11 protein-coding genes are annotated in these 16,235 nt (G+C 56.0%); 4 read left to right on the top strand and 7 right to left on the bottom strand.

What is annotated here, in order from left to right:
* The first annotated feature begins 83 nt into the window (after positions 1 to 83).
* The 4 genes from B0G52_RS01730 to B0G52_RS01745 all read left to right on the top strand — a co-directional run bounded on the left by B0G52_RS01730 (position 84) and on the right by B0G52_RS01745 (position 3,466).
* On the top strand, positions 84 to 722 hold the full coding sequence (locus tag B0G52_RS01730; protein ID WP_094041775.1) for a TetR/AcrR family transcriptional regulator: 639 nt from the start codon (positions 84 to 86) through the stop codon (positions 720 to 722).
* Between the two features lie 330 nt (positions 723 to 1,052).
* Complete coding sequence (locus B0G52_RS01735) at positions 1,053 to 1,877, top strand: ABC transporter ATP-binding protein (RefSeq protein ID WP_094041776.1); 825 nt, start codon at positions 1,053 to 1,055, stop codon at positions 1,875 to 1,877.
* Complete coding sequence (locus B0G52_RS01740; RefSeq protein ID WP_094041777.1) at positions 1,874 to 2,677, top strand: ABC transporter permease; 804 nt, start codon at positions 1,874 to 1,876, stop codon at positions 2,675 to 2,677. Before B0G52_RS01735 ends, B0G52_RS01740 begins: the two co-directional genes overlap by 4 nt.
* A gap of 6 nt (positions 2,678 to 2,683) precedes the next feature.
* Positions 2,684 to 3,466, top strand: coding sequence for an ABC transporter permease (locus tag B0G52_RS01745; RefSeq protein ID WP_094041778.1), 783 nt, complete (start codon positions 2,684 to 2,686; stop codon positions 3,464 to 3,466).
* Between the two features lie 952 nt (positions 3,467 to 4,418).
* On the opposite strand, the gene B0G52_RS01750 is transcribed toward B0G52_RS01745, so the two are convergent.
* The 7 genes from B0G52_RS01750 to B0G52_RS01785 form a co-directional block, all read right to left on the bottom strand.
* The gene (locus B0G52_RS01750; protein WP_094041779.1) at positions 4,419 to 6,608 is read right to left on the bottom strand and encodes an ATP-dependent helicase; all 2,190 of its coding nucleotides are present in this window, start codon (positions 6,606 to 6,608) and stop codon (positions 4,419 to 4,421) included.
* A complete protein-coding gene (locus tag B0G52_RS01755; protein WP_094041780.1) occupies positions 6,595 to 8,331 on the bottom strand; it encodes a proline--tRNA ligase in 1,737 nt (578 codons plus the stop codon). Before B0G52_RS01755 ends, B0G52_RS01750 begins: the two co-directional genes overlap by 14 nt.
* Before the next feature lie 332 nt (positions 8,332 to 8,663).
* The gene (locus B0G52_RS36045) at positions 8,664 to 8,870 is read right to left on the bottom strand and encodes a hypothetical protein (protein ID WP_143762493.1); all 207 of its coding nucleotides are present in this window, start codon (positions 8,868 to 8,870) and stop codon (positions 8,664 to 8,666) included.
* The gene (locus tag B0G52_RS01765) at positions 8,867 to 9,529 is read right to left on the bottom strand and encodes an RpnC/YadD family protein (protein ID WP_094041782.1); all 663 of its coding nucleotides are present in this window, start codon (positions 9,527 to 9,529) and stop codon (positions 8,867 to 8,869) included. The genes B0G52_RS36045 and B0G52_RS01765 overlap by 4 nt, the downstream gene beginning before the upstream one ends.
* A 147-nt stretch (positions 9,530 to 9,676) precedes the next feature.
* The gene (locus tag B0G52_RS35200; RefSeq protein WP_143762495.1) at positions 9,677 to 9,892 is read right to left on the bottom strand and encodes a hypothetical protein; all 216 of its coding nucleotides are present in this window, start codon (positions 9,890 to 9,892) and stop codon (positions 9,677 to 9,679) included.
* A gap of 357 nt (positions 9,893 to 10,249) precedes the next feature.
* Positions 10,250 to 13,144 carry an S-layer homology domain-containing protein gene (locus B0G52_RS01770; protein WP_158223532.1) on the bottom strand — a complete coding sequence of 965 codons (2,895 nt, stop codon included), beginning with the start codon at positions 13,142 to 13,144 and terminating at the stop codon, positions 10,250 to 10,252.
* A gap of 724 nt (positions 13,145 to 13,868) precedes the next feature.
* Entirely contained in the window at positions 13,869 to 16,211 is a 2,343-nt protein-coding gene (locus B0G52_RS01785; RefSeq protein WP_094041786.1) for a glycoside hydrolase family 3 N-terminal domain-containing protein, read from the bottom strand.
* Between the last annotated feature and the right edge of the window lie 24 nt (positions 16,212 to 16,235).

Genomic DNA, 16,235 nt, shown 5'->3' on the forward strand with positions numbered 1-16,235 from the left:
GCCGAACACAAGGCAGATTTGACGCGCGGAAACGCGATAGCTACAATGTCCTTAGCATCGGAAAGGGCGGTCGAACGGTTCCTATGACGACGAAACAGAAGTTAAAGTCGGAAGAAACGAGAAAAAACATCGTGGAAGCGGCGGGAAAGCTGTTTGCGGGCAAAGGGTACGATTCGGTGACAATGCGCGAAATCGCGAAGGAAGCCGGATGCTCCCATACGGCGATTTATATTTATTTCAAGGACAAGGAAGCGCTGCTGACGCAGCTATCCATGCCGCCGCTGCAAGCCCTTCTGGACAAATTCGACGCGCTGCTCGGCGAAGATCGTCCTCCCGAACATCAATTGAAGGCGATCAGCCTGGCATTTATCGGCTTCTGCTTGACCAACCGCAATATGTACAATCTCTTCTTCGGCACCAAATCGGTTCGTGTGGACGACAGCTCTCCCGATATGGAGCTGAACCGGCTGCGCAACCACATGTTCGGCAAGTTGATCGAGGCGGTTCGGGCCTGTCTGGGCTTGGAGCCGGATGATCCTCGGGCGCTCGCTTTCTCGCGCATCTACATGTTTACGCTGAACGGGATCGCGTCGACCTACGCGGAATCCGAAGAATCGGCGGAGCAGTTGATGAACCGGCTGGAGCCGACCTTCGTGCTCGCGTCGGACGTGCTGCTCGCCGGATTCAGGCAGCAGCTGGCTTCAGCGCCGGAGCGACGCTGATTTCATTTCCTCCTCCTGCATGGAGCTGTCTCATAAGTAAACAGAGTCGTACCGAACGATTATCGATGGATGCAGGGTAATGGGCATCTATCTCCTTCCGATGCTATACGCTCCTAAAACCTGAATGGGTAAACCCGTGATAAGGTGGTTTTAGGACCGTATGAGGCAGTCTCCAGGAGATAGATGCCCTTCTTTTTCATCGATAATCTTGTACGCCCTTACTTATGAGACAGCTCCATTTCCATCTCAAAATAATGCTTGACAGCGCTTCCCACGCAATGGTAGTATCTTCTTCCTTTCGCTTTTATTCCATACAGGAGGAACAATACCTTGATTACCGTTAGCGGAATCAGCAAGAGCTTTAAGGTAGCCCGAAGGTCATCGGGCTTCGGAAGCGCGTTTAAGTCGCTGTTTCGAAGGGAGTACACGGAAGTGGCCGCGCTGAGCGACGTTACGTTCTCGATCGGCCCCGGGGAAATCGTCGGCTACATCGGACCGAACGGAGCGGGCAAATCGACGACGATCAAAGTAATGAGCGGCATTCTCGTCCCCGACGGCGGCACGTGCAGCATTATGGGGTACACGCCCTGGCTCGACCGGGTCCAATACGTGCGCAACATCGGCGTCGTGTTCGGCCAGCGCTCCCAGCTGTGGTGGGACGTGCCGGTCATCGACTCGTTCGAGCTGCTTCGCGATATTTACGACGTGACGGAAAAAGAGTACCGAAGCAATCTGGAGCTGCTCACGGACACGCTCGACCTGGGGGACCTGCTTCGGACACCTGTAAGACAGCTCAGCCTCGGCCAGCGCATGCGCTGCGAGATCGCCGCCTCCCTGCTGCACGGTCCCGGCATTCTGTTCCTGGACGAGCCGACGATCGGACTCGACGCCGTATCCAAAATCGCGGTCAGGAAGTTCATCTCCGCGATCAACAAGGAGAAAGGCGTCACCGTCATTTTGACGACGCACGACATGAGCGACATCGAGGCGCTGGCGCAGCGGATTTTGCTGATCGGCAAGGGCAAGCTGCTGTACGACGGAGACCTTGCCGCGATGCGCGCCAAATACGGAGCGGCCGAAGGCGGAGAAACGGGCGGAGGTTCTGCGATCGAAGAAGCGCTCGTCAACATGTACAAGGAGTACGAAATCTCATGAGGGCGTGCTACTCCGTATTCCGCCTGAAGCTCGCGACCGGCTTCCAATACCGTTCCGCCGCCCTCGCCGGCATCGCGACGCAATTTTTCTGGGGATTCATCATCATTATGGTGTATCAGGCTTTCTACAGCCAGCCTTTGGCCGATCCCCCGATCTCGCTGACGCAGATCGTCACCTACATTTGGCTGCAACAAGCTTTCCTCGCTTTTATCGCTCTCTGGTTCCGGGACAACGAGCTGTTCCAACTGATTACGACGGGCAACATCGCGTACGAGTTGTGCCGTCCGAGCGGCCTGTACGGCTTATGGTACGCCAAGCTGCTCGCGCAGCGCCTGTCGAGCGCCGTTCTTCGCTGTTTTCCGATTCTCGCCGTCGCCCTTCTGCTGCCTTCGCCTTACCGGCTGACTTTGCCGCCCGATCCGGCGACCGCGCTGCTGTTCCTGCTCGTTCTCATTCTCGGTCTATTCATCCTGGTGGCCGTTTCCATGCTGATCTACATTTCTACGTTTATTACGATGTCTGCCGCCGGCTCGCTGCTGATGTTCGGAGTCGCTGGTGAGTTTCTCGCAGGCATGATCGTACCGGTGCCTCTTATGCCTTCCTGGCTGCAAACCATCGTCTATGCGCTTCCGTTCCGGTTAGCGGCCGACTTTCCTTTCCGCGTATACTCCGGGCACATTCCGACGGACGAAGCTCTGGCTACGATCCCGATTCAGCTGCTGTGGCTGGCGGCGCTCGTGTGGATCGGTCGGTTCGCGATGGGCAAGGCGCTTAGACGAGTCGTCATCCAAGGAGGCTGAGGCGGAATGAGACTGTTCGGCAAATATTTGCTTATTTTATTTAAATCCCAGATGCAATATCGGACGTCGTTCTGGTTGCTGACGTTCGGGCAATTTTTTATCCCGTTTTCCGTATTCGCGGGGCTGTACATGCTGTTCGACCGGTTCGGACAAATCCAGGGCTGGGAGTTTTTCGAGGTCGCGCTCGTATTCGGCGTCATCCATATGGCGTTCGCCGTCTCCGAATGTCTGGCGCGAGGCTTCGACATGTTCTCCACCCTGATCGTTAACGGCGACTTCGACCGGCTGCTCGTCCGTCCCCGCAGTACGGTGCTTCAGGTGCTCGGCTCGAAGTTCGAATTCACCCGCTTCGGAAGACTGCTGCAAAGCCTGATCGTGCTCATATGGGCGCTAAGCAAGGTTGAGGCGGACTGGACGCTTATGAAAGGCGTTACGCTTCTGTTCATGATCGCCAGCGGAGTCATGATCTTCACCGGCATCTTCATCGTCATCGCGACGATGTGCTTCTGGACGGTACAGGGGCTTGAGATTGGCAACATTTTAACCGACGGGGGCCGGGAGATGGCGCAATATCCGCTGAACATCTACCACAAATGGATCACCCGCTTCTTCACCTACGTCATCCCGTTCGGGTGCGTCAACTACTTGCCGCTCCAATACATTCTCGGCAGAACGGAAGGAAGCGGCGTGCCGTACATGCTCGCTCCTCTGGCCGGCTGCCTGTTCATCGTCCCCTGCCTGCTGCTGTGGAACTTCGGCGTCCGGCGTTACCGGTCTACGGGGTCGTAGGAGTGGGTGAGGCGGGGCCCGCGGGGGCTTTCCTGGGGCTATCTTGGGCTATCCCCGTCAGTCAGGACCGAGGGAGGACGGGGCTGAGACCAAAGATGTGCCTTGGGGCATCCGGGTTGCGAAGCCAAGGCCATAAAAGTGCCTCCACATCATCAGGGCGGCACCCGGGAAGCGGAGCCGAGGCCAAAAAAGTACCCTGGCTGTTTCGGAGCCGCGAGGTCGAGGCCATAAAAGTGCCTCCACATCATCTGAGCGACACCGGGAGGCAGGGCCGAGGCCATAAAAGTGCCTTGGCGCATACCGCGCTTTATTCTATGACTGCCTCATTCGCATACCTGGATATACACACCCCATGGAGGAGCTTTCGCAAAGCGAGTTGCTCGAAAGAATCGTGTAATGTCTCTCGAATGACACCTAAACGGAGGGCGTTGTTCTAAGGAATCGAGTAATTCCTCCCAAACGGCGCTCAAACGGAGGACGTTGTTCTAAGGAATCGAGTAATTCCTCCCAAATGGCACCCAAACGGAGGGCGTTGTTCTAAGAAATCGAGTAATTCCTCCCAAATGGCACCCAAACGGAGGGCGTTGTTCTAAGAAATCGAGTAATTCCTCCCAAATGGCGCTCAAACGGGGGCGTTGTTCTAAGGAATCGAGTAATTCCTCCCAAATGGCGCTCAAACGGAGGTCGTTGTTCTAAGAAATCGAGTAATTCCTCCCAAATGGCGCTCAAACGGAGGGCGTTGTTCTAAGAAATCGAGTAATCCCCCTCCCAAACGGCACTCAAACGGGGACGTTGTTCTAAAAAAGCACATTGGCGCACGGATGAGGCCCTGACGAAAAAAGGTTAATCGATCTTTCAACTGATGAAAGTCAATTGGTCAGCCGTAGTTTCGTTTGGAGGCAGAGTCCCGTTAGCGCCTGTAGCGTGATGCAAGGATTTTGCCCCAACGGGATCATCCCGGGGATGCCATCGGCTCCAACAGCCCCATCTGCACGCAAATGTTGGCGGACAAGCGCTTCGTCTGCTCGCGGAACCGGATATCCAGGCTATCCCCGAGCGTCAGGACGATCTCTCCGTTTCCGAAGACGGTGTGCCGGACTTTAGCTCCGACGACGAGCAGCGACGGATCGCGGATCGCGTTCGGATTCGCCGGAGCGGACGGCCGCGGTCGCCCCTTCGCGCCCGCGACCGTCGGTTCCGGAGTTCTGAGCTGAAGCCGGCGAACATCTTCAACGAAGCGGGACAGCGTAACCGGCTCATCTTCCTTCCTCGCGTACGAGATCAATTCGAGGCGCCGCTTCGCCCTCGTCATGCCCACATAGAACAGTCTGGCCGCTTCCTCCATATCGTGGCCGTCCCCTTTCTCCCACTTGCGGACGTCATCCGTCGAAGGCAGCACGCCTTCAATCAAATCGACGATGTACACACGGGAGAACTCCAGCCCTTTGGCGCTGTGCAGCGTAGACAACGTCACTGCTTCTTCCTTTTTGCCGCCTTTCGACCGCTTCATTCGTTCCTCTAGAAACTTCAATCTGGCCGCAAACTGTTCCATCGTCTCCAGAGGCTCCGCAATCTCCTCCAGCGCATTCAAAATGCCGAGAAGCGCCTCCTTCCGATAGCCCATCCGCTCGCACGACTTGTCGATGGCCTTGTCGTAGCCGAGCTTGCCGCGAATCGTCCGGATCGCCGCCAGCGGCTTCGCTCCTTGCATACCGTGGAACGCCTGTTTACATGCCGCCAGCGCTTTCCCTTGGTAGTCTCGCAGCGGAATATGTTTGACCAGACGGTCGAACACGGAGTCATCCGGGTCCGCTTGAAGCTCCAGCAGCCGCTCCATCTGTTTTTTCGAAATGTAGCCGCCGAACTTCAAATGGATTTTCCCCAAAATGTCGGCACGCCGGTCGTTAAACGTCAGCCTCATAAAGTTCAGCACGTCCTCCACGATCCAATGGGAGAAAAACCGCGCATCCCCGTCCTTCATGTAGAAGGGAATGCCCGCCCGGTCGAGGGCGTTCATCAGCATGATGGACGAGCTGTTGTTCCGGTACAAAACCGCGGTGTCGCCAAGTTCGCCCTCGTCGACGATTTTCTCCGTCACGTATTTCGCCTGATAGCGATAGTCCGGCAGCGCCGTGACGACGATGTCTTCTCCGGCCGGATTGCCTGTGAACATGTTCTTGTCGTAACGGTCACGGTTGCGCTTGATGAAACGGTTCGCAACGTCCACGATGTTCGAGGTCGAACGGTAGTTTTGCTCCAACAGCAAGACTGCCGCTTTCGGGTGCTTCTCCTTGAAATCCAGCAAATATTTTGGCTCCGCGGCGCGCCAACCGTAGATGCTCTGGTCGTCGTCGGCGACGACCCACAGATTGCCGTGTTTGCGAATCAGCTTTTCCACGATCTCGTGCTGCACGAGCGACGTATCCTGGCTTTCGTCCGTCATCACGTAATCGAACCGGCCTTGGTACTTTGCAAGCAGGGAAGCATCCGTTCCCAGCGCCGCATCGGCTTCCGTCAGCATGTCGTCGAAGTCGATCAGCAACCGATCCTCGGCCATCCGCTTATAATGCTCGTACTCCCTGTAGATCGTCTCCGCCCTCGGAACGTCGCATTTGACCGACGACAGCCTGTCCGGCGGGATCAGCTTGTTTTTCGCAAAGCCGATATACCTCGTCAGCTCTTCCATCCGGTCGTCCGGCGGATAGTCTCCGTTAGCTCTGCGGTACAGCTCGCGGATGATTTTCGGTTTGTTCGGCCGTCCGTCGTCTTCGTCTCCGCCCCTGCCTTCGATGATCCGGTACGTAATGCCGCGCCTGCGAAAATGATCCCTGACGATCTCGAACGCCAGACTGTGAATGGTGGAAAAGTCGGGAGCGTTCGCCGCCAGCGCCGGGAACAGCTTGACGAACCGCGTCTTCATGTCCTCCGCCGACGCTTTGCTGAACGTCACCGCCTTGATCCGCTCCGCCGAGACTTTCTTCTCTTCTATTAAATAAGCGATCCGCATCAGCATCGTCGTCGTCTTGCCCGACCCCGGCGAAGCAAGCAGCAACAGCGGCCCCTCGGCATGAGACGCCGCTCGTCGCTGCTGCTCATTCAGGGCGACCCCGGCCTCTCTCGCCATTCGTTCAAAGAAATTCATTGGCTCTCTCCTGATTCCGTATCCTGTCCAGTACGGCCGCATAGGCCACTTCGGCGGTTACCTCCATATTGCCGGAGCCGTCTCGAAGCTTCATTTCGACTACGCCTTGACCGGCCTGCTTGCCAACGACGATGCGAATCGGCACGCCGATGAGATCGGAATCCTTGAACTTCACGCCGGCTCGCTCGTCGCGGTCGTCGATCAACGCATCGATCCCTGCGGACAAGAATCGTTCGTAGAGGATTTCGGCCAACTCCCTCTGTGCATCGTCCTGCATCGAGACCGGAACGAGATGAACGCGGAAAGGAGCGATGGACATCGGCCAGACGATACCCGCCTCGTCATTGTTCTGCTCGACCGCGGCGGCGAGCATGCGAGATACGCCTATCCCGTAACAGCCCATCACTAGCGGCCGCTTGCGGCCCTCCCCGTCCAAATACGCCGCGTTCAGACGTTCGCTGTATTTCGTACCGAGCTTAAACACATGACCGACCTCTATCCCCTTATGAAAACGATAAGTCCCTTCGCCGCACCTAATACAACGCTCCTCTTCCGCCGCATTGCGAAAATCGCCCGTCGCTTCAACGAGGAAGTCTCTACCCGGAGCCACGCCGCGCACATGGTAGTCCCTTTCGTTCGCTCCCGCGATCCAACCGCTTCCCTCCGCGATTTCCCGGTCGGCGAAAATCGGCGCGTTCAGGCCGATCGGACCGGCAAAGCCGACCGGCGCTCCAGTCGTCCGGACCACGGCGTCCGCGTCGGCGATGGCCAGCTCCGCAACCCCTAAAAACGCCTGAAACTTCGCCTCGTTCACCTCGCGATCTCCGCGGACCAGCACGGCGACGATCTTGCCGTCGGCTTCGTAGATCAACGTTTTCAGCAGACCGGAAGGCGGCACACTGAGAAAATTCGCCAGCTCTTCGATCGTCCTTACGTTCGGAGTGTGAAGCCGCTCCGGCATCGGCGCCGATTGTCCGGTCTTCGTCCCCGCAACCTCCGACACGCCAGCATCCGCCTTCTCTAGATTAGCCGCATACCCGCAATGCGAGCATGAGACGATCGTATCCTCGCCGATATCGGCGAGCGCCACGAATTCGTGCGTTCCTCCCTCTCCGCCGATCGTTCCGGCATCCGCTTCCACCGCTCGCACATCTAAGCCGCTCCGCGCGAAAATACGCTCATAGGCCGCGTACATCGCTCGGTAGCTTTGTTCCAGTCCCGCAAGGTCGGTATCGAACGAATAAGCGTCTTTCATCAGAAACTCCCGACCTCTCATCAGCCCAAAGCGCGGACGCCTCTCGTCCCGGAACTTCGTCTGAATCTGATAGACGGTCACGGGCAGCTTCCGATAAGAATGAATTTCCTCGCGGGCCAGCGCCGTAACGACCTCTTCATGGGTCGGTCCGAGCGCAAATTCCCTATCATGGCGGTCGCTTAACCGCATCAACTCCGGACCGTAAGCGGAATAACGTCCGGATTCCCGCCACAGCTCGGCGGGCTGCATCGCCGGCATCAGCAGTTCCTGCGCGCCGGCGCGGTCCATCTCTTCTCGAACGATCCCTTCCAACTTGCGCAGCACTCTGCGACCCAGAGGCAAATACGCGTACACTCCCGCCGCCAATTGCCGGATGAACCCGGCCCTCAGCAGCAGCCGGTGACTGACCGCATCCGCCTCTGCCGGCGCTTCCCGATACGTTTGGGCGAACAGTCGGCTTTGTCTCATGGTTTGACGACCTCCTTCAACTACAAACAAAAAAACACACTCGTCAAGGGACGAATGCGTTCGCGGTACCACCCTAATTCGAATGCCGTCCGGTCGCGCGTTCGGCATTCCTCTAACGGATAACGGGATTATCCCGGCAGCGGATACTTCGAGTTCACCGCTGCGGCTCGCAAGGTGGGGAGATGTCGTGCCGTCGGGAAGCTTCACAGCCTGGGGCTTCCTCTCTGCGCGGCGGCGTGCCGAATCTCATATCCTTGGTCTCAGCCATTCATCGTATATAGGTCAACATAGCTTCCCGATAATTTACACTATTCCTTCGAGACTTGTCAATTCTAATCCGGAGAATCGTACGATTCCGCGAAATCGCGCTCATACGGCGGTTCGGCATACGCTTCGCCCAAACGCTGCTCCCGCACGCTCCTGTCCGCTTCCTCCCGCTCTTCCCTCAATGATTCTCTGAGCTTCCGGATTTTCTGGCGGGACAGACCGGTAAGCTCGCGAATCGTCGCCGTCTCGAAGCCTTTCTCCAGCATCTTCAAGGCGATTTCCTGCTTGCTTTCCGTCTTCCCTTTGAGAATGCCTGCCTTAATCCCCTCTTCGCGGCCTTCCTGCCGTCCTTTTTTATCCCTTTGAGTTCCCAAGAAGTCATCCATTCCATCAACTTCCCCTCCTCTTCCAGGCGTTGTCGTTCTATCGTTGCCATCAGCCGCTGTTCCTCGGCTTCGGTTAATTGCATATACGATTCGAAAAATACAGCCAGCAGCTTCATCCGCGCCGGATCGAGCCGCATCCGGGCAATCATCCGCAAAAACTCGAGCTTCACCTGAACGCGTTCCTCTTTATTATAGTCCATACTGCTCAAAAGCGCAGCAGCGACCGGGTTATCCAGCTCGATAAACTCCCGCCAGTTTCTTCTCCGGAACTGCACCTTCAAATAGCGGAAAGTCATCACGTCGAGAAACGGAAACCGCCAGCCGAACTCGGAAGGCTCCTCCTGTTTGCGCCGATGGCCGATAATAGCGATGGGAAGGATTCGCCGGCGGTATTTCTCGTACAGCTTGCCGGAATAGAGAAACATTCTTTCCGGAAAAGTAAGCTGATAGTAAGATTGCGCCTCCAGATGAACGATAATGAGCCCCCGCTTCTTTTTGCTTGGCCGCAAAGGCCCTTCCTCCTCGATCAGCAGCGTCTCGATCAAAATATCGACTCTTCCCGTCGTTCCCCCGCACGACGTCCGAGAACACTTCCTCGGACAAAAACTTCACATGCGAATAATCGATGGAGCCGGAGATAGAAGGAAAAAACAGCTCCATAAACGAATTAAAAACTACGACAGCAAAATCAACTAGCAATGTAATTGATCCCACATTTTCTCTAATCCGCTGAGATAGGCATCAGGATCGCGATTGAACTGCTTGCGTTGAATCACGCCAGATAGTCGATTGTCCCATCGCTGCTTGCAGGCTTCATACGCTTCAAAGGAAACAGAACGCAAACGTGAAATGACATGTGGCTGGCGGAGTGCATCCTGTACCAGGACGATCATTTCTCCGTTGCGCATGATGTAGCTGTTCCAGTTTCGCAATCCTGTTCATTGTAGTCGGCGCCGCGTCCTTCCCCGGGCGTTGCAGCAAATGCCGACGCCGTAATACTTGTCGCTATCATCACAAATACTAGCAGACAAGCTACGAATTTTTGTAATTGAACAAAGTACCTCATCTCTTCCTTCCCTTCCATACAAAAAAGAAATTTAAGCCGCTTCCGCTCCCATGCTTGACCCCATTTGTGCGTTTCGTAGAGAAGTACCCGAACTTTTACCTTGAACCGTCAAGGAGTTATGTGTCGGGTACTTATCATTAACGGGAGTTACCCTGAAGCCGATAGTTCACAATCTTCAGGGTAACGCCCCCTTTATAACTTACTTGCTCTGCTGCGTCAGCATGTTCAGAATAACCGTTACGGCTTCCGCTCTGGTCAATAGACCCGTGGGATCGAACACGTTCGCGCCTTTACCACTGACGAGGCCTAGCTGCTTCAACGCGGCGACCGCGCCTCGGGCCCAAGGCGGAATATCCCGCTCGTCCGCAAAGTCGATACCGCCAGTGTTCTCATTTTCGGACAAGCCAAGCGACCTTGCGATCATAACCGCCATCTCGGAGCGCTTTATCTCCCCATTAGGACGGAAAGTACCGTCCTCGTACCCCGTAACAATACCTGCCTGCAATGCTTGCGCAACGGCGTTATGCGCCCAGGCTCCGATGCTGCTTGCGTCGGAAAACGCTAGCTCAGCACCATCCGTTTGCGGCTTCAACGCATTCATAAGCATCACGAGAAATTCCGCGCGCATGACGGACTTGTCCGGAGCGAATGAACCGTCTTCGTATCCGTTGACGATTTTCATACGTGCCGCCTGTCTAATTTGCTGCTCTGCCCAGTGTCCCTTCGTGTCATTATAAGTCGTCTCTTCTGAGTTGCGGGTAATGTTCACCGTATATATTCGAGTCGCGCCATTCTCCGCTTGAACTTGGATAAGCAGCTCGTTCTTGCCGACATTCAGATTGGCTTTCAAATCAGCTGGCACGGCTTGTCCGTTCAGCCGATACGTTGTCTTAGCCGCCCAGTGATCCGTAACTGTCCCGATTACAATCTGAGACGCATCCGTGTTGGCCTCGTAGGTTAACACATCCGCACGGTAAGCCGGCGATAACGTCAGCGTTTCTCCTTCGCCGTTCGATAACGTCAACGACTTCAGCTCCGCATTACTTGAAGCTATATAAGCCGGAGCTGCGGAAGGCGGCGAGTTCACCGTCAGCGTCGCGCCGTTTGACGTCGCATCCGGCAATGCCGAACCTTTGGCGATTACCCGGTAAACATAGCCGCTCATCCCTGCCGTTGCCCCGGTGATCGTCAATGTCGACGTTGTCGCTCCGCTGTATGGCGCTCCATTTGAAATATTCGTAAAGCCTGTGCCTGCATCCACCTGCCATTGGTAACCCGTTGCATCGGACGCCGTTACGGAGAAAGTCGTGGTTCCACCGGCAGCAATGCTAGCGCTGCTCGGGTGGCCCGTAATCGTCGGCGGCGAGTTCACCGTCAGCGTCGCGCCGTTTGACGTCGCATCCGGCAATGCCAACCCTCTGGCGATTACCCGGTAAACATAGCCGCTCATCCCTGCCGTTGCCCCGGTGATCGTCAATGTCGACGTTGTCGCTCCGCTGTATGGCGCTCCATTTGAAATATTCGTAAAGCCTGTGCCTGCATCCACCTGCCATTGGTAACCCGTTGCATCGGACGCCGTTACGGAGAAAGTCGTGGTTCCACCGGCAGCAATGCTAGCGCTGCTCGGGTGGCCCGTGATCGTCGGCGGCGAGTTCGCCGTCACCGTCAGAGTTGCACCGTTTGACGTCGCTTCAGGCAATGCCAACCCTCTGGCGATTACCCGGTAAACATAGCCGCTCATCTCTGCCGTTGCCCCGGTGATCGTCAACGTCGACCAAGTCGCTCCGCTGTACGGCGCTCCATTTGAAATATTCATAAACCCAGAACCTTCATCCACCTGCCATTGGTAACCCGTCGCATTCGATGCCGTCACAGAGAAAGTCGCGGTTCCCCCGGCAGCAATTACAGCGCTGCTCGGGTGGCCCGTGATCGTCGGCGGTGAGTGGATCGTGTAGGTGGCCCACACAGTTGCTTGGTCATTGTCCTGCACAGGATTGCCATCCAGCTTCCACTGGGCGATGGCTTTGTTTGTATAGCTGGTACTAGCAATAACTTCAGACACAATGACCAGTCGGATTGGGCCATTTACATCCCCTAGGGCGTACACACTGCCTGCGTCGGGGGTAATCGGCGTTTTGGTTGCGGACCAATCATTTGTCCCGTTATCCCATAACTGATAGGCGGCCGATTTGAAGGCAAGTCCACCCGGCAAAGCATCAGTAATGGTAAAACTTTTAAGGCCTTGCTTGTTATAATTCTTATTAACGTCAATTGTCCATGTAATGGTAGACGGATCCGTAGGATTCACCGGCTTGTTCAGCGTGCCGACATGCTGAATCCAGTCGGACTTTAGGGCAACGCGCCACGAATTCGAGAAATCCAGCTTTTGACCCGACGAATCCCTCAACTCTGCAGCATTTGCGATGGTCTGCCACCCAGCATCACCGGGGTTATACTCACGATAGTACTTCTCCTTGGGAATCCAAGTCTTGAAAGTAACAGTCGCCTTGCTGCCAATGCCTGGCGGGAAGGTATACGTCAGCGCATTCGCGGTGCTGCCTTCCGGGGTTGCCGCCTGACCGTTCACCTTGAAGGAGCCTTCCACATAAGGGCCCGCCTCGGTCAGATCAAGTGCGTCGTAGAACTTCAGCCCCTCCAGTGACAGCAGAATGCTGTCGTCAAAAGTATCCTTCGCAGCGATGTCCACCTGCCACTCGATCGCCCCCTCCGTATAACTCGTCTGATTCATAAAACCGTTCTCGGTAGAGTTGCTGGTAGCCTTCTTTGTGATGGTGTATACAGGCGTCGGCTGAGAATCTTCAAGCCGATTATTTTCTCCGAAAATACTGTTCGGCTTATTACCGCCATAATTTATGTCTGATTTATGGGCCTTCTCAGGTTCCGACGGTTCAGTCGCCTCCGGTGTTCCAGACTCGCTCACCTCTGCCGTCCCGGAATAGCCAAGTGCGCTTTCCGCATTTGCAGCAGCGGTGAACGTCATCGTCTGCAAGATCAGCAAAATCGCTAGGCAAAAAGACCGCAAAGATTGGGTTATTCTACATTTTTGTTTCATTGATTGAACGAAGTACCTCATCTCTTCCTTCCCTTCCTTTCGTAATTTACTTTTTTGCTTTATCATCCGTCTCCGGTATGAACGCGCTCGCAAACGCCATTGGTCTCTCGGATATACCAATCCAACTTGGTCATCCACTTCGCGCTATAGGGTGTCGCATAGTCGTTTTTCCATCCTTGAATCCTCGGGTTGAGCCAGTCCACATGTTCCTGGAACGAAATGTGTCGCATGTTCGGCGGTACAAACCGTTCCTTTACCACTTCCCGAATGTGCATTTCTGCTTTCTTACAGAGCCAGTAACGGTGAGATAACCCCGCCTTATGCAAAGAAGAATATTATGCAAAGTAAGGCCAATAAAGCCGCTAAACACAGCTCCGCATTGTAATCGGCACCGCGTCCTTCTCCTTGCGTTGTCGCGAATGCCGCTGTCGTAAAGCTCGTCGCCGCCATCGCGAACACTAACAAACAGGCGACGAATCTTTGAAATGGAATAACTAGCTTCATTTCCTTCTTTCCATGCGCAAATCAGCCGAAAGTTTACAACTCTTCGGCATCGGCTTCATTCTACGCCTCGGCTCTTCGAGTGCACAGAGAAGGAAGTCATATTTTTTGTCATATGACAAACTGGTATTAAATCCCAAATGTTGGCGAGCGGAACTATTAACGCGGGTTTTCCGCCTAAAAAATTTCCCGGACATTAACAACAAAAGAGACCGGCTCGCGCCGGTCCCCCTCCTCATTCCTATTACTCCGTCACACGAAGCATCAGACTGCAGCTCGGCTCGGAATCGCCGCCGATCATTACTTTGATCCGGCCGGCCTCCACAACGTTGGCCATGTCGACGTTCCAGACGCCAAGCTCCTTGGCCGTCAGTCGGAAGCTCAAAGTACGCTTCTCGCCCGGCTCAAGCCAGATCTTCCGGAAGCCTTTCAGCTCCTTCACGCGCCGTGTCACGCTGGCTTCCATGTCCTTAATGTACAGCTGCGCAACCTCCGCTCCGGCCATCGTCCCCGTGTTCTCCACATCGATCGCGATTTCGAAGCGCTCTCCGGCCGCCAGTTGCCTAAGAGTCCGTTCTGACGAGGCAGCTCTCATATTGGAATAAGCAAACTCAGTATAGCTAAGCCCGTACCCGAACGGATACAAGACCGGCCGCGGACAATCCGCGTATCTCGGCTCGTAGCCCTGGTCCTTGCGATTGTAGTACGCCGGTAGAGACATGGACGAATACGGAATCGTAACAGCCAGCTTCCCGCTTGGATTCACGGCGCCGAACAAAATTTCGCCAAGCGCCCTGCCGCCCTCCGGTCCGGGGTACCAGCCCGACAGGATGGCCTGGCAATCCGGGGCCACATCGGCAATGGCGTGCGGTCTGCCCTGAATCAGCACAAGCACGATCGGCGTTCCAGTTGCGGCAATTGCGCGAATCAGCTCCGACTGCACGCCGCCCAGTCGCAAATCGGCCAGATCGACGCCTTCGCCGCAATCCATGTCGGACGGCTGTCCGTCCTCCACGATCGCTGCGCCGTTAATATCGAACTTCAGCTCGAAATTGCGCGCACTGCTGCCGCCCATGACCAGTACGGCAACCTCGGACTGTCGCGCCAGTTCCACCGCTTCGGCGAAGCCGTCGCGCGAATCGCCGCGAACGGAGCAGCCCTTGGCATAGACCACCTTCGCATCTCCAGCCAACTCACGTATTCCTTCCAACACCGTCGTGCCGGAGTTCGGACGCTGAATGGCGGTATAGTCGCCTAGCTGATGATACAGGGCATCCGCATTCGGGCCGATCACGGCGATTTGACGCAAATCGGCGCCAAGAGGCAACAGCCGGTTTTCGTTTTTCAGCAGCACGACGCTTTCTCTGGCCAACTGCAAATTAATCTGACGCGCCGTCTCGTTGCCCACGATCTCCGCATCCGTTTCTTCTGCTGCATACGGAGTCTCGAACAAGCCCAGCTGGAATTTCAGCTGCAGCACGCGCCTGACGGCCCGGTCGATGAAGGACACTTGCACTTTCCCTTGCAGCACGGCCTGCTCCAACGTGCTGAACGCCTTGTCCCACAGACTGATATCGACGCCCGCAATTAAGGCCAAAGCTGCCGCGGACTCATAGTCGCCTGTCAAAGCGAGCAAACGATCGACCGCCGTACCGTCGGCCATGACAATCCCGTCAAAGCCCCATTCCTCGCGCAAAATGCCGGTCAACAGCTTGCGATTCGCATGGCAAGGAATGCCGTCAATTTCGTTGTAGGCCGCCATGCAGCCGAGCGCTCCGGCCTCTACGCCGGCTTCCATGCCAGGCAAATGAATTTCGCGCAGCTCGCGCTCGCCGATCGACGCCGGAAAAGCGTTCATCCCGCCTTCGCCCGCACCTTGCCCGCAAAAGTGCTTGAGCACCGCAACCACCTTGTTCGGCGCAAGCTTGTCTTGCTCCGCCCGATCTTGCCCGGCCGCTTCTCCCCCGGACTGTCGGCAACCCTGAAGCCCATGAACAGCTGCTTTTGTAAACTGCGCCGTCAAATGCGGGTCCTCGCTGAAGCATTCCTCGGAACGGCCCCAGCGCGGATCACGAAGCAGGTCAAGCGTGGACACCAAGCCCAGATGGGCGCCCCTCGCCCGGATTTCAGCGGCAACCTGCCCGTAGGCTTGCTCGGCGAGCTGCGGATTCCAGGTTGCCCCGATGCCGATATTGGTCGGCGTCAGCGTCCCGTCCAATGCTTGATGCCCATGGGGACATTCCTCCGAGAGCATTACCGGGATGCCTAACCTCGTATGCTCGATGAGATAGCGCTGAATCTGATTGGCGACCTTCGCACTGTCCGCCGCCGTAATTCCGTTCTCGTACGTCACCTTGGACCACGGGTCGGCGCGAAAGAGGCCGTAAAGCGCCCCCATCCCGCCGCCCGCAGCGACTTCCTCCATGAACGCTTCAGTCAACTCGAAGCCGTTCTCCGTTTTGCGATAGGCATTCCAGCCGTACATCCGCTGATTCAGCTGGCCGACCTTCTCCTTAAGAGTCATTCTGCCCAGCAAGTCCTCTACCCGCGCCTCAATAGAGGCCGCTTCTTCCCGATAAAGTTCCATCGCGATACTCCTCCAATTACTGCT

The organism is Cohnella sp. SGD-V74 (assembly GCF_003001675.1).
Taxonomy (GTDB): Bacteria; Bacillota; Bacilli; order Paenibacillales; family Paenibacillaceae; genus Cohnella.